General features: G+C 59.0%; 14 protein-coding genes. 9 read left to right on the forward strand and 5 right to left on the reverse strand.

The annotated features are described in order from the left end of the window. Positions 1-180: 180 nt before the first annotated feature. The gene (locus HWN36_RS08070; RefSeq protein WP_176788875.1) at positions 181-1,641 is read left to right on the forward strand and encodes an RNB domain-containing ribonuclease; all 1,461 of its coding nucleotides are present in this window, start codon (positions 181-183) and stop codon (positions 1,639-1,641) included. Between the two features lie 7 nt (positions 1,642-1,648). On the opposite strand, the gene HWN36_RS08075 is transcribed toward HWN36_RS08070, so the two are convergent. Then, positions 1,649-1,915, reverse strand: coding sequence for a hypothetical protein (locus HWN36_RS08075; protein ID WP_176788876.1), 267 nt, complete (start codon positions 1,913-1,915; stop codon positions 1,649-1,651). Between the two features lie 388 nt (positions 1,916-2,303). Beyond that, positions 2,304-3,863 (reverse strand): IS1634 family transposase, encoded by a 1,560-nt coding sequence (locus HWN36_RS08080; RefSeq protein ID WP_176788877.1) that lies wholly within the window; start codon positions 3,861-3,863, stop codon positions 2,304-2,306. Between the two features lie 215 nt (positions 3,864-4,078). On the opposite strand from HWN36_RS08080, the gene HWN36_RS08085 reads away from it, so the two are divergent. Next, a complete protein-coding gene (locus HWN36_RS08085; RefSeq protein ID WP_176788878.1) occupies positions 4,079-4,813 on the forward strand; it encodes a hypothetical protein in 735 nt (244 codons plus the stop codon). Between the two features lie 39 nt (positions 4,814-4,852). Here the strand turns inward: HWN36_RS08085 and HWN36_RS08090 are convergent, their stop codons facing one another. Then, positions 4,853-5,803: an IS5 family transposase gene (locus HWN36_RS08090; protein WP_176787388.1), complete on the reverse strand. Its 951-nt coding sequence runs from the start codon at positions 5,801-5,803 to the stop codon at positions 4,853-4,855. A 267-nt stretch (positions 5,804-6,070) separates the two neighbouring features. On the opposite strand from HWN36_RS08090, the gene HWN36_RS08095 reads away from it, so the two are divergent. Then, complete coding sequence (locus HWN36_RS08095) at positions 6,071-6,709, forward strand: hypothetical protein (RefSeq protein WP_176788879.1); 639 nt, start codon at positions 6,071-6,073, stop codon at positions 6,707-6,709. Positions 6,710-6,782: 73 nt separating this feature from the next. Next, positions 6,783-7,184 (forward strand): hypothetical protein, encoded by a 402-nt coding sequence (locus HWN36_RS08100; protein ID WP_176788880.1) that lies wholly within the window; start codon positions 6,783-6,785, stop codon positions 7,182-7,184. 20 nt (positions 7,185-7,204) lie between these two features. Here HWN36_RS08100 and HWN36_RS08105 read toward each other — a convergent pair whose 3' ends face one another. Beyond that, complete coding sequence (locus tag HWN36_RS08105) at positions 7,205-7,765, reverse strand: cache domain-containing protein (RefSeq protein WP_176788881.1); 561 nt, start codon at positions 7,763-7,765, stop codon at positions 7,205-7,207. Between the two features lie 153 nt (positions 7,766-7,918). Here HWN36_RS08105 and HWN36_RS08110 point away from each other — a divergent pair, with 153 nt between their 5' ends. From HWN36_RS08110 to HWN36_RS08120, 3 genes are all read left to right on the forward strand, one after another. Beyond that, positions 7,919-8,188: a hypothetical protein gene (locus HWN36_RS08110; RefSeq protein WP_176788882.1), complete on the forward strand. Its 270-nt coding sequence runs from the start codon at positions 7,919-7,921 to the stop codon at positions 8,186-8,188. Between the two features lie 66 nt (positions 8,189-8,254). Beyond that, positions 8,255-8,839 (forward strand): DUF2115 domain-containing protein, encoded by a 585-nt coding sequence (locus tag HWN36_RS08115; RefSeq protein ID WP_176788883.1) that lies wholly within the window; start codon positions 8,255-8,257, stop codon positions 8,837-8,839. Between the two features lie 54 nt (positions 8,840-8,893). Further along, positions 8,894-11,494 carry a hybrid sensor histidine kinase/response regulator gene (locus HWN36_RS08120; RefSeq protein ID WP_176788884.1) on the forward strand — a complete coding sequence of 867 codons (2,601 nt, stop codon included), beginning with the start codon at positions 8,894-8,896 and terminating at the stop codon, positions 11,492-11,494. 79 nt (positions 11,495-11,573) lie between these two features. Here HWN36_RS08120 and HWN36_RS08125 read toward each other — a convergent pair whose 3' ends face one another. Then, entirely contained in the window at positions 11,574-11,879 is a 306-nt protein-coding gene (locus HWN36_RS08125) for a DUF3566 domain-containing protein (RefSeq protein WP_176788885.1), read from the reverse strand. A gap of 140 nt (positions 11,880-12,019) precedes the next feature. Here HWN36_RS08125 and HWN36_RS08130 point away from each other — a divergent pair, with 140 nt between their 5' ends. After that, positions 12,020-12,409: a hypothetical protein gene (locus tag HWN36_RS08130; RefSeq protein WP_176788886.1), complete on the forward strand. Its 390-nt coding sequence runs from the start codon at positions 12,020-12,022 to the stop codon at positions 12,407-12,409. Next, positions 12,406-12,792: a hypothetical protein gene (locus HWN36_RS08135; RefSeq protein WP_176788887.1), complete on the forward strand. Its 387-nt coding sequence runs from the start codon at positions 12,406-12,408 to the stop codon at positions 12,790-12,792. Before HWN36_RS08130 ends, HWN36_RS08135 begins: the two co-directional genes overlap by 4 nt. Positions 12,793-12,820: the final 28 nt, after the last annotated feature.

The following is a 12,820-nucleotide window of genomic DNA, read 5'->3' on the forward strand; positions in this document are numbered from 1 at the left end:
CCCGTCCGCAAAATACCCCTGCCGCCCCGATACCGCCCGGGGCGGCAGAATCTCTCTTTTTGATGAGTTACACCCTATCCAGGGCAGACTCTCGCTTTTTCGCCTTCTGTCCGGATCTGTCCGGCCGGACACATTCCAGAAGATAATTATGCCCCCGGACCGATCTTCCTTCGACCGCCAATGAACGACCACACACCCATCGACTTAAAGGCGATCGCATGGGACGCCATGCGGCGATACGGCTTCGAGCCCGGTTTCCCCGATGCCGTCGAGCAGGAGGTCGGCACAATCGAGGCCCCGGCAATCCCGGACGGCGTTCCTGACCTCTGCTCCCTCCTCTGGTCGTCCATCGACAACATCGACTCACAGGACCTCGACCAGCTCGAATACTGCGAACGCGCCCCCCGCGGGGAGATCCTGGTCAGGGTGGCGATCGCCGACGTGGACGTCTGCGTCCCGAAAGAGTCGGCGACCGACCGGCACGCCGCCCACAACGGCACCTCGGTTTACACCGGCGTCGAAACCTTCCCCATGCTCCCTGACCGTCTCTCGAAAGGGATCACCTCCCTCCTGCCAGGCCCGGGACGTCCGGCGATCGTCGTCGAATACACCGTGCTTCCGGACGGAAGCACCAGGCCGGGAAAGGTGTACCGGGCGGTCGTCTGCAACCGGGCGAAGCTCGTCTACGAGGAAGTCGGGGACTGGCTGGAAGGTGTTGGAGACCCGCCCGCGATCTTCCGCGACCTCCCCGGCCTGGAGGAGCAGGTTCTCCTCCAGCACGAGGCCGCCTGCCGCCTGAAAAGATATCGGGCAGAAGAGGGGGCACTCGACCTCGAAACGATCGAAGCCGGACCGGTCATGGAGGGGGGAGCCGTGAAGGACCTCGTCGTCCAGCGGCAGAACGCGGCGCGGTGCCTGATCGAGGAGTTCATGATCGGGGCGAACGGCGCCACGGTGGCATATCTGGACAGGGCCGGCATTCCCATGATCCAGCGGGTCGTCCTGACGCCGAGAAACTGGGACGGGATCGTGGCGGCCGCCGCTGAATACGGAGAACGCCTGCCGGCGAAACCCGACTCGAAAGCCCTCTCGAAATTCCTTGACCGGCGAAAAAAGGCCGACCCTGACCGCTTCCCCGACCTCTCCCTGACGATCGTGAAACTGATCGGGCCGGGGATCTACCTCCCCCTCGATCCCGGCGAACCGCCCTACGGCCATTTCGGCCTCGCGATCACCGACTACACCCACGGCACCGCCCCGAACCGGCGCTACGTCGACCTCATCATCCAGCGGCTCTTAAAGTCCGCCCTCTCCGGAGAGGACTGCCCCTATACCCGCGAGGACCTGGAGGACCTCGCCGCATGGCTGACCGACCGGGAAAAGGCATCGCAGAAGGTGGAGCGCTTCATGCGAAAGGCGGCGGCCGCGGTGCTGCTCCAGGACCGGATCGGCGAGACCTTCGAGGCGCTGGTCACCGGCGCCTCAGAGAAAGGAACCTATGTCAGGCTCACCGCTCCCCCGGTCGAAGGGCGGGTCATGCAGGGGGAGGGCGGCCTCTTCGTCGGGAAGCAGGTCCGCGTCCGCCTGATGAAGACAGACCCATACAACGGCTACATCGACTTCGCGTGCATCGGGCGGTGAAAATCCGTCAGCCCATCACGCACACGACGCAGATCGCGATCTCCAGCACCGTGAACCCCGCGATCTCCCCCCAGACAAAACCGTCAGGGAGACCGTCGATCCGCAGCCAGATCAGGATGATCCCCGCGGTCATCAGAAAGATGAGGGCGTTTAAGACGGCAAGAAGGGGCGCCGCCGCCGTGAAGAGGAGAGCGAGCGTTCCGGCAAGCCCGAGCAGCAGCCCGGTGGAGATGCCCATGACGGCGAGACCTTTCTTCGGGGAGGCGTCTATCATCCTGTGCCATCTTTGGCCCTTCCAGAGATTAAGGTTGTGAAAGGTGTTTCGAACCTCTCCTGGCAGGATGCAGACCTGCGGGCCCCATACCTCCGAATGCTCACCGCATCGCCCGGGTGCACGGCGGCCCCGCGGCATATCGACATAATGCCAGAGGAACGTCGCCGGACAAAATAAATATACATATATAATACATCGATTTTACCCTCTGCCGGGAAGCGTGTGAACGACGCAGAGTATTGCGGCATCCGGAACAATCATCGCGATTACGGAGATTCAAACCATATTTTCCGGGATGAGGGGTCGTACCCTCGAAAAATTTATTTTTTTCAGAAGGCAGCGAACCGGCCTGATCATGAGGGAGATGACTGCCCTGACTTCCCGAAAATTAAGCACATAGTCCCAACCTCTCAAGGATCGCCCTCTGCCTCCGCGAAATCTCCGTCACCATGATCTCGCCATTGGCAAGCTTGATCTTCTTGATCTTGGCCAGTTCCAGCAGCATCCCCTCAAGCGTATAGTCCTCCATCAGCCCCGTTTCCTTCATCCACTTCAACAACCGCATCCTCAGGATCAGGCTGATGAAGGTCACAAACAGAAATCCCTTCATCGAAGACTCGTTCTTCGCGTTGAGGGGCATCACCTGAATGTCCTGTTTCAACGTTCGGAACGCCTTCTCCACCGCGTCGCGCTCCCGGTACACCGTGAGACATTCCTGCCAGTCGAGCGAACTGTGGGCGAGGATGATCTGTTTTCCCATTCGGTTTACCCGCTGCGAGACCGCATTCTTCCGGATCTCAACCTGGAATCGGTTGTCGACCACCTGCCATGAAAAGTAGTTCGCCATCTTTCCCGCCCGCTCCTTGAATACTTCTTCAGGCCTGCGCCACCCGGGAATCCGACTCGATTCGAGTTTCGCTTTAAGGTCATGCAGGCGAATGTAGAACAGGTTGCGTTCCGTCTGCTCTCGTTTCAGATCATAATAGCAGAATCCAAAAACCACACTTCCCTGAATCGTCAGGGTAACGGGTTTCACGAAGATCGGATCCTGCTGATATATCTGCAGGTACTGCGGGCTTTCGAGATCCCGCTGTGCTTCCGTCAGCACTTCCTTCACCTGTTTGAGGGTGAGTGGGGCTGGAATGACAAAGGATATCTCTTCCTGAAGGAGTTCCTCCAGGTTTCCCTGGCTGAAAAATCCGCGATCCAGGACCATGGTATAATTGTGGATGCCATGCGCGCCGAGCCTGTGGACGGTGTTCTTCAGCGTGACAACGTCGACGATGCTGCCGGGATAGATATCGTACATGACCGGAATCGCATGCTCGGTGTCGAAGATGAGTGAGAAGTTGATCTGCGGCAGGTCCAGGCCGTCTCGATTATAGCCGTGTTCGAGGAGCGGGATGAGCCGGGAGTAACTTGACAGGCTGGTGATGTCGTAGATCAGGGTTGAGTCGGTACCGATGCCCCTGAGGAGGGAGGTCATGAAAGCGTCGGGAACGCCGCTTTCACCGATTTCGAAGAGGAGTTCGCTGATCCGCTGGCTGGAGAGGGGGAGGTCCGGTTTTGTCAGGAAGAGGGAGGTATCTTCGTACCACGACGCGACCAGGTGCATGGCCAGCGGCCGCACGACCCGGTTCATGGAGAGTGCTAAAATGACGTTTGTTTCGATCTCGCTTGTCAATGATGAGAGATAATCGTCCAGGTGAAGGTCCTTGATGATTGCCAGGAGAGGCAGAAACGGACCGTGAGAATAGGCGTTTGTGGGGACGGAGGCGATGGATGCACCGGCGGTTTCGGTCCGTACTTTGACGGGTTTTCCGTCGATGTTTTTCCCGAGATATCGGGATTTGTGCCGGATCTGCTTTGTTTCGGGGTCGTAGTAGGGGGTGTCTTCGTACCAGTACTCCTTCCCTTTGATACGTTTGATCCGGGTGAGGGGTTTCATATGCTTAATTAATAAGCGCATTATAGATATTAAAATCTTTTGATTGGTGGGGCGAACGAAGAATAGAGGAGTTAAAATACAATTATAATGCGCTTAAAAAACGGGAACTCAGGGACTGCCTGATACGGGATGAGATAGCGGTAGATCCTAAAATACACACCCTGATAGAGTTTTTTGAGTCGAGAGCGCTCGGAGAGCGGCGCGCCTTCGACGAGGTGCGGCCAAGGATCGCCGGGGTCAAAAAATGGATCCTGGAGATCCTGAGCGATCCCGGCTACCACAGGGAGTCCCGCATAGAGGATCTGATCGACGCCTTCCGCTCCCACCTCTCCACCACATCCAGAGCGAAGGACAGAAACATCGTCGGGATCCTCCTCCTGAATAACACCATATTGCTGGTCCACTGCAAAAAAGCCCCATCCCTCGTAGAAACGCCCGAAGGGATCATCACCGCGCAGCAGATCCTCTCCTCGGAGAATGTGCTGAGGGCGGTGATCATCAAAGATATCGACGCAAAACTCTTTTTTTCGGCCTACGAAAAATCCGCCAGATGGAGCATGGGCCACGCCCGGTTCTGGGGGATAGACCCGCACCAGGTGACCTGGGATCAGATCGGCGAGATCAGCCTGACCGTCGAGATCGAAGGGTTCGCCGTCCCGGTCCAGGTGCCGCTGGAACCCCGGGACCTCGACGAACTTATCCGGACAGGGCGGATCGCGGCCGGGGGTGAGATCGTCATGGGAGAGACGCGGGGTAGGATCACAAAAGGAAGGATATTCAGAACAGAAATAGGCTTCCGGGAATTTTATGACGATTACATCGCCCGGAAGGAGGATCTGCAGGAGCACCGGAGAACATTCGGGGGAGAATTGCGATTAACTCCTCCCTGCCATCAGATACTCGCTCCCGACTGCCCTCTTCCCCTCGCTGTTCAGCCGTTTCCTTCCTGAACCCCTGCATTTAGAGGGTTTTTTGGATTTTCTCGAGAGCTATCGCTCGGCAGCTTGCGCTTTGAGGGTAAGAAGTTGCCTGAAGTTGAAATTCATGCAGGAGAAGATGTTCTTGACGTGCACTCTGGCAACCGTCGTGACCATGAGGTGGCCTGCATGGAACACCCGCTTGATCACGGCAAACGGTCGTTCCACCAGCGATCGTGTTCTGCTGATGGCCTTGTTCCGCCGGTTCTCCTTGATGGAGAGGGGATGGTTGCGAACGGCCCGGTGCATGGTCTTGTCCATAGATGCCTGCGGTTTCACCCCAAAATAGCCTTTATCGCGATAGACCGTCTCACCTTCCCGGGAGAGATCGATCCTGCTGTCATGGAGTGACGCCGTGGTGGTCTCAATCCGGCGGATCAGCTGACTGTCCTTGTCGAGCAGGATGTGAAGTTTGTACCCGAACTGTGACTTCGAGCCCTTCTTGGCCCAGGTGCCGTCGCGGCTGCGCCGCGTCTCTGCCTGATCTCCCCGGGGCGTGCCGGCAGGAGCATGCCCGGGATCGGCGGTGATGAACGTCGCGTCCTGCATGACACCGCGTTTGATGGCGAGCCCTTGTACTTCGAGTTGCCGCTGGAACTCATCCCAGATCGCGGTATCCTTCCCGGTTTGCGCCAAGCGTTCCCGGAACAGCCAGACCGTCGACCGATCCGGAATGGTTTCCGGATATCCCAGGAAGTGACGGAACGAGATCCGGTCGGTCGCCTGACGCTCCAGTTCGGGGTCAGACAGGCCATACCACTGCTGAAGCACCAGCAGCCGGATCATCAGAACGACGTCATAGTTCGGACGGCCGCCTCGCCCCTCGGCGTTGGTGTAGAGGTCAGCAAGGAGAGGGCGGAAGGCATCCCAGTCGATCAGACCGCTGACCTCACCCAGCCGATCACCCAGAGCTGCAAGGCTGGCATATTCGTGGTGGATCGCGAAATTGGTAAACGTGCTCATGGGAAAAAGGTCGATCCGGGACTATAAAGTACTTTGGGTGAGGTGGGGTTGTTCGAAATTCTCGGGGAACTGATACAGACGCACTATGCCCCGAAGTTATCTGAACGGTTCGATCTCATACCGAGGACATACAAATATGAGGACGACCGAGAGGCTCTTTTTGAAAATACCCCTGAAGGAAGGAGAGTAGTCATACACAAAAACCATCCCGGATGCAGAATATGCTATGTCACCGAGAGGATACCCAGGATCAGGCCCTCTCCCGGCATGACTGACGAGATCTATCAGAGCATATTCGAGAGCAAACCGCTTGCACTCTGGCATGCCGGCGAAGAGACCGCCGGGGATCCGATCGTCATCGGATCGCTGAGCGTCAAAAACAACCTGAAGATGCCGGACGGGGCAGGGACGTACGGCGCCACCCTGCTCGGCCTCTGCAGGGCTTCCCGAAACCTGAACACCCGGTCCATCCTGCAGATGCTCCTCTGCGAGTACTGGCGATACCACCTCGAGTGTGGGCATTTCGGATCGGTCTTCGGCCACATGATCGATCAGATCAAGCATCGAGGAATCGACAGCCGTTTTGAGCAGGAAGATGCACTGGAGTTCAGGTCAAAGGAGTTTGTGATCCAGAAACCGTCAACCTATGCGATCGAAGAGATCGTTCCTGCAATCATGCGGCAGATCCGGGGGGGCGTTCTTCGAAGATACGGCATTATCTACGGCGTGGAAAACGACGGGTTCATTGCACCGTTGCGGGCGGTGAACGGCGATCAGATCACCCTGATAGAGGAGATCGTCAACGATCGGATCCGGAGAGAGCACCTGCATGCCGCCGTGCACCGGGTGCCGGTACAGGGCGGAGCGCTGGTGGCGGTCCTTGTCTTCCCTGATCTGAAAAGGTGAATAAAATCCATGTCTGCACCGTTCAGGGGCAGGGCGGGAAATCCTCATACCCATCACCGGAGAGAACCAGCATATGGATAACAGGCTGAAAAAATCGGTCAGGCTCATGGCATATGGCGGCCTGACCTGGCTGATCCCGTTCCTCGCGGCGGTCCCCTTCTATAGCCCAGAAGGCTTCCTCCTCATCGACGTATTCCTCTTCAAAAGCGTCATGATCGTCATCGGCGGCATCATTGGGGCAGCGCTCCTGGTCCTCTGGTTTGGAGGGGTGCAGTCAGGCCACCTCAGGGAGGGCGTGATCACCGGCGGGGTCTGGCTCGCCATGAACTGGGCGCTCGACCTCCTGTTCCTCATCCCGATATCCGGGATGGATATACCGACGTATTTCGGACAGATCGGTCTTCGCTACCTGCTGATCCCGACGATGGCGATCGCAATCGGCTACAGCACCGGGCGGGTCGCGGCCGGAAAATAGAGGGGAGGGGACCGGCAGGTTCAGGCCGTCGCCGGCGCTTCGACGCCGTAGATGCCCGAGCCGAGCCACCAGGTCTCGTCCACCCGCTCGACATAGCCGAGCTTCGGCTGCACGGTCAGGTTCTGCGCCGGGTCGATGTAATAGAAGTACACGAAACCGCTGCCATTTTCGGCAACGTCACGCAGGTCGCGGATGTAGAGGTTACCCACAACGTCGGTCTCGTTCAGCCGGTTCACGCCGATCTTCTCCTGGTTGATCGGGTGGGCGAGGGTCGTCCCGTCGAAGTCATAGGCGTAGATGTAGAGGTCTCCCCGCGTGAACGAGCCGTTCGGATCGGAGAAGACCTCGAGTGCGGCCTCTTTTCCCTGCTCGTTCGCAAACGCCACCGCATCCCGGACAAAGGCCACCATCTCGTCCACGCTGTGCGACGGGGTCACCGTCGGCTGTACGGTCGGCGTCTCAGGGACGGTCGTCTCCGAGGGCGTCATGGTGTCGGTCGGCTGGACACCCGTGCACCCCGATGCAGCAAGGGTCACCGAGATCAGGAAGGAGAGTAAAATCACCAGAGTCGAATATTTCATAACAGAATTTTCAGGCGCCAAAATTATAAATACGTTATTAAAATCGCCATTATTCTCGAAAAGCCAGCGTTTATCAGCCTTTACGAACAGATGCCCCGGGGGGTGCGACCGCACCTGCACAGGATTTATACCCCTGCCGCGACAGGGAAGAGCATGGTCGACAGAGACTATCAGATCGGCATGATGAAGACGGCCGAATCGATCCTCGATGCCGCCGAAGGTAGATCGCTGGAGAGCATCGAGCAGGACCTTGCCGGCCTCGGCTTCGCGGAGATCGGGGCCGATCCGGCCGCTGTGGCGATGGAGCAGAGGGAGCAGGAACTCTACCTGGAGATCGACCTCGATCCCGGCAGGAAGGTTCACGGCTACGTGCTCATCCCGTTCGAGGAAAAAGCGCAGAAACAGGAGCGGTTCAGGTGGTGAACCGAAGGCGGCCCTGAACCGTCCCCAAAGCCTTGAAACGTTTTCACCGACGACACTCTTCACAGGATGCCCCAACCAGACGCCGGACAGATCGCCAGGGCCGCCAGCCGCCTATCCCAATGCCGGACAAGAGGAGAACTCGGGAGAGCGATTGCAAAAGAGGCGGCTCGTTTCTCCCTGTATGACCTCCAGCGGATCGGCGGGGGGATCAGGCGCGAGGTCGAAGCGCTCCCCGAGCCCTACCGGAGCCGGGTGAGGCCGTACTTCGAGGAGCAGATCTTCGGGGCATATCATAGACTGATGTGCAGCCACCGATCAGGGGCTTTCGCCCGGATGGACGAGCCCATACCCGACCCCGAACATTTCTCCGCCTTCGTCGCCCTGATCCCGGGCGGGTGCCTCAACAGGAAGGGCTCGCAGACCGACATCGGTTTTTCAAACCCCCTTCACACCCTCTTTTACTACCTCGTCACCGGCTATACGATCTTCGTCGAGGGCGGGCCCGGTCACCCGGTCGGCACCCCATTTCCCGGAGGTTTCGCGGTCGAAAGACGAGGGAACGAATATTACTGCCCGATCCGGGACAAAGAGGAGGACGTACCCTTCTCCATCTGCAATGTCTGTCCGGCACGGCAGACGGAGGGAGTGTGAGCGCCGTCCCCGCAAGTTAAAACGGCGCAGACACCATCTATGATCAGGACAACCATGATCTCAGTGTTGCTCGTCGACGACGATCCCATGATTCTCGATGTCACCAGCCTTTATCTGCAGAGGGGAGGTGAATTTTCGGTGACGAGATGCGAGGGCGCATCAGACGCCCTCGACGTACTTGGGGGCAGGTCCTTCGACGCCATCATCTCAGATTATGAGATGCCGGAGATGGACGGGATAGAGTTCTTAAAGGCCGTCAGGGCTCGCGGCCAGACCGCCCCGTTCATCATCTTCACCGGCCGCGGGCGGGAGGACGTGGTCATCGAGGCCCTCAACAACGGGGCGAACTTCTACCTCCAGAAGGGCGGCGACCCGAAGAGCCAGTTCGCCGAGCTGAAAAACATGATCAGGCAGGCGGTCCAGAACACCCGCGCAGAGGCGGCGCTGAGGATGAGCGAGGCGCGCTACCGGGCCGTCGTCGAGAGCCAGACCGAACTGATCAGCCGGTTCCGCCCCGACGGGACACAGGTGTTTGCAAACGAGGCGTTCTGCCGATATTACGGTACGACTCCCGAAAAAATCGTTGGAAAACCATTTTTTTCAAAGGTGCCGGAAGAAGAGATACCCATTATTCAGGAGCATTTCAAGAGCCTCACGCCGCAAAACCCCGTCGGCAGCATCGAGCACCGGGTGGTGCTGGAAAACGGCGATGTTCGGTGGCAGCAATGGGTCGACCGGGCAATTTTTAACAGAGGTGCCGCTCCGATTGAGTACCAGTCTGTCGGCAGGGATACCACCGACAGGAAGCGGGCCGAAGAAGCGCTGCGGGACTCCGAGAAGAAGTTCAAGGTGCTCTCAGAGCAGTCTCCGGCCGGGATCTATATCCTGCTCGACGGCCGATTCACCTACGTCAACCCCAGGTTCGCCGCAATCTTCGGCTATACCGTCGAGGAACTCGCGGCCGGCATGCCCCTCCTCAGTATCGTCCACCCCGGCGACCGGGACACGGTCAGAGAGAGACTCCGCGAGCAGGAGATGGGCAGCAAAGAGGTCTACGAGTTTACGGGGGTGCGCAAAGACGGAGTGACCATCACCGTCGAGATCCGCGGCTCGGCAACCACTATCGGCGGCGTCAGGGTGCTCGTCGGCACCGTCCTGGACATCTCGGAGAGAAAAGGGATGGAGATCGCCCTCACCGAGAAGGTGAACTATGTCCAGGCGCTGATGGACGCAATCCCGGCGCCCGTGTTCTACCGGGACACCCGCGGCATCTACCGCGACTGCAACCGCGCCTTCGAGGACCTCACGGGAAGGTCCAGGGACGAGATCATCGGCAGGGAGATCCACGATTTCTTCCCCGCGGAGTACGCCGACGTTTACCGGGACAAGGACAGGCTCATCGTCGAACGCCCCCATGTCCAGCGCTATGAGTTCGCCATCACGGAAAGGGACGGGAAGCGGCGGGACGTCCTCTTCTCAAAGACCGCACTCTTCGACTCAGGCGGGGCGGTCGCAGGGATCGTCGGCGTCATCGTCGATATCGGCGAGAGAAAACGAATGGAGCAGGCCCTCAGGGAGAGCGAGATGAAATACCGGACGATCGCCGATTTCACCTACGACTGGGAGGCGTGGCTGGGGCCTGGCGGGAGATATTTCTACGTATCGCCGTCCTGCGAACGGATCACCGGATACTCTGCCGGGGAATTCATGGACGATCCCACCCTGCAGGTGCGGATCGCCCACCCGGACGACCGGGAGGCGGTCGAGCGGCACTACAGCGACGGCCTCCACGACAACGAAGGGGTCGGCCACATCGAGTACAGGATCGTCACGAAACAGGGCGAGGTCAGGTGGATCAGCCACTATTGCCAGCCGGTCTTCAGGGAAGACGGCACCTATATGGGCAGGAGAGAGAACAAGCGGGATGTCACCGCGAGGAAACACATTGAGGAGACGCTGAAGCGGGCAAACGAGAAACTCAACCTGCTCTCGAACATCACCCGCCACGACGTCCTGAACCGGCTCACGGCCCTGCTCGGGTATCTCGAATTCGTCAGGGACTTCAGCCTTGAGCCGGAGGCGGTCGCCCTTGTCGAGAAGGCGGAAGAGTCGGCAAACGTGATCCGCCACCAGATCTCCTTCACCAGGGACTACCAGGACATCGGCGTCCACAATCCTGCCTGGCAGGACGTCCGCCGCCTGGTAAGGGACGCCTCGATGACGCTGTATCGCTCAGATATCGTCGTTGAAAACGGGATCAGCGGCGTGCTTATCTATGCCGACCCCCTCCTTGAAAAGGTCTTCACCAACCTCATCGACAACGCCGTCAGGCACGGCGGCACCGTGAGCAGGATCGGGTTTTCCGTGAGAGAAGAGGGCGACAGCCTGATCATCGTCTGCGAGGACGACGGGGTCGGGATCGAAGAGGAGGAGAAGAGAAAAATATTCAGGCGGGGTGTCGGGAAGAACACCGGTTACGGGCTCTTCCTCGCCAGGGAGATCCTCGCGATCACCGGGCTTTCGATCAGGGAAGTCGGGACACCGGGCCAGGGGGCGCGCTTTGAGATCGTGGCCCCTTGCGGAACCTACAGGCTGGAAAGAGCGCCCGGGGGCAGCAGGGAGAAAGGGGGCGGATCCGCCTCATCCACAATGTGACCGGAAAGAAAGGAGACGGGGTCCAGAAGATGACGATCCACATCCCGCCGATAGGGGGTAGCCGGGCCAGATAAAAAGATCAGTCCGAGATCTCCATCTCGATCCCGCCGAACCACCCGGCGGCGACGTTGTAGAGGAATGCCACCAGGGCACCGGCGACGAAACCGACGATCGCATAGACAATCGTGACGAAGATGATGACGACGAGGCCGCTCGCCCCGTTCATTGCCGCGCTGCCGATGGCGGCACTGTTTATACCCCTGGCGACCCCGGTAACGCCGGTGAAGACGATCCAGAGGACGCTCAGGATGAGCCCTATCACGAGGCTGATCGCCGCATTGATCCTGGCGACCGATAAAATGCCAAAGCGCTTTATTAATGCCACACTTTTAGATTTCAACGCCTATAAGAATGAACCTGCCGATTTCTGCGATCCGGATGTTAGAAATATACCACAACGATAAAATACCCGATGTTAGTAATATCTAACATAACGTGAGATATATCTCACAATCGGTGATGCACGTGAAGACGCGTTATATCCTCCAGACCGGCGCCGGCCTCGTCCTGGCGGCGGTCGGCATCTTTCTCCGGGTGGGCGGCGCCGCCGTCGACACCGCCCTCTCCACATTGCTCATCGTCGTCGGGACGGTGATGGTCATGATGGGCGCCTTCAACCACCGCCGCTTCGGCGACGGTATCGAGTCCGACGAGCGGACGCGGAAGATCGATGGGGCGGCGGCATCGTGGTCGTGGTTCGCCACCCTCATCCTCCTCTGCGCCCTCTTCTGGGCGAACGAACTCGAACTGATCGCCTTCGATATGAGGGGCGTCTTCGCCGCCCTCCTCTTCTTCATGGTCTTCAGCGCAGCGGCCTTCTCGTGGTGCCTCGCCAGACGGGAGGCACAGGAATGAAACGCCGCATCAGACTCTGGGTGATCTTCGGCTTTCTCTTCCTTGCTATCGGGGTCGTCCAGCACCTCACCGGGATCGGTTCCGACGCCACCACCGGGATTTTCGTCACCTCTGGCGTCGTCATCCTCATCTTCGCCGGGGCGCGGGCGATGCGGAAGGACGAGGGGCCAGAGCAGGACGAGCGGACGCGGAGGATCGGGGCCTACGGGATCACCTACTCCTGGTTCGTCACCCTCGTCTACCTCTTCGTCCTCTTCTGGGCGGAGAATATGGGTCTCCTCGTCCTCTCCTCGACCAACGTCATCCTCTCCTCGATCCTGCTGATGGCGGTCTCGGCAAAGATCTTCCAGTGGTGGTTCTTCAGGCAGGGGGACGTGGAATGAAAAAATCCGATTCCCTCCTCCTTTCGGG

The sequence above is a fragment of the Methanofollis tationis genome (assembly GCF_013377755.1).
Lineage (GTDB): Archaea > Halobacteriota > Methanomicrobia > Methanomicrobiales > Methanofollaceae > Methanofollis > Methanofollis tationis.

Coding starts and splice junctions, on each gene's coding strand:
- HWN36_RS08095 (WP_176788879.1), top strand. CDS start 6,071: ATGACTGACGAGATCTATCAGAGCATATTCGAGAGCAAACCGCTTGCA.
- HWN36_RS08135 (WP_176788887.1), top strand. CDS start 12,406: ATGAAACGCCGCATCAGACTCTGGGTGATCTTCGGCTTTCTCTTCCTT.
- HWN36_RS08105 (WP_176788881.1), bottom strand. CDS start 7,765: ATGAAATATTCGACTCTGGTGATTTTACTCTCCTTCCTGATCTCGGTG.
- HWN36_RS08115 (WP_176788883.1), top strand. CDS start 8,255: ATGCCCCAACCAGACGCCGGACAGATCGCCAGGGCCGCCAGCCGCCTA.
- HWN36_RS08120 (WP_176788884.1), top strand. CDS start 8,894: ATGATCTCAGTGTTGCTCGTCGACGACGATCCCATGATTCTCGATGTC.
- HWN36_RS08075 (WP_176788876.1), bottom strand. CDS start 1,915: ATGATAGACGCCTCCCCGAAGAAAGGTCTCGCCGTCATGGGCATCTCC.
- HWN36_RS08080 (WP_176788877.1), bottom strand. CDS start 3,863: ATGAAACCCCTCACCCGGATCAAACGTATCAAAGGGAAGGAGTACTGG.
- HWN36_RS08070 (WP_176788875.1), top strand. CDS start 181: ATGAACGACCACACACCCATCGACTTAAAGGCGATCGCATGGGACGCC.
- HWN36_RS08110 (WP_176788882.1), top strand. CDS start 7,919: ATGGTCGACAGAGACTATCAGATCGGCATGATGAAGACGGCCGAATCG.
- HWN36_RS08100 (WP_176788880.1), top strand. CDS start 6,783: ATGGATAACAGGCTGAAAAAATCGGTCAGGCTCATGGCATATGGCGGC.
- HWN36_RS08090 (WP_176787388.1), bottom strand. CDS start 5,803: ATGAGCACGTTTACCAATTTCGCGATCCACCACGAATATGCCAGCCTT.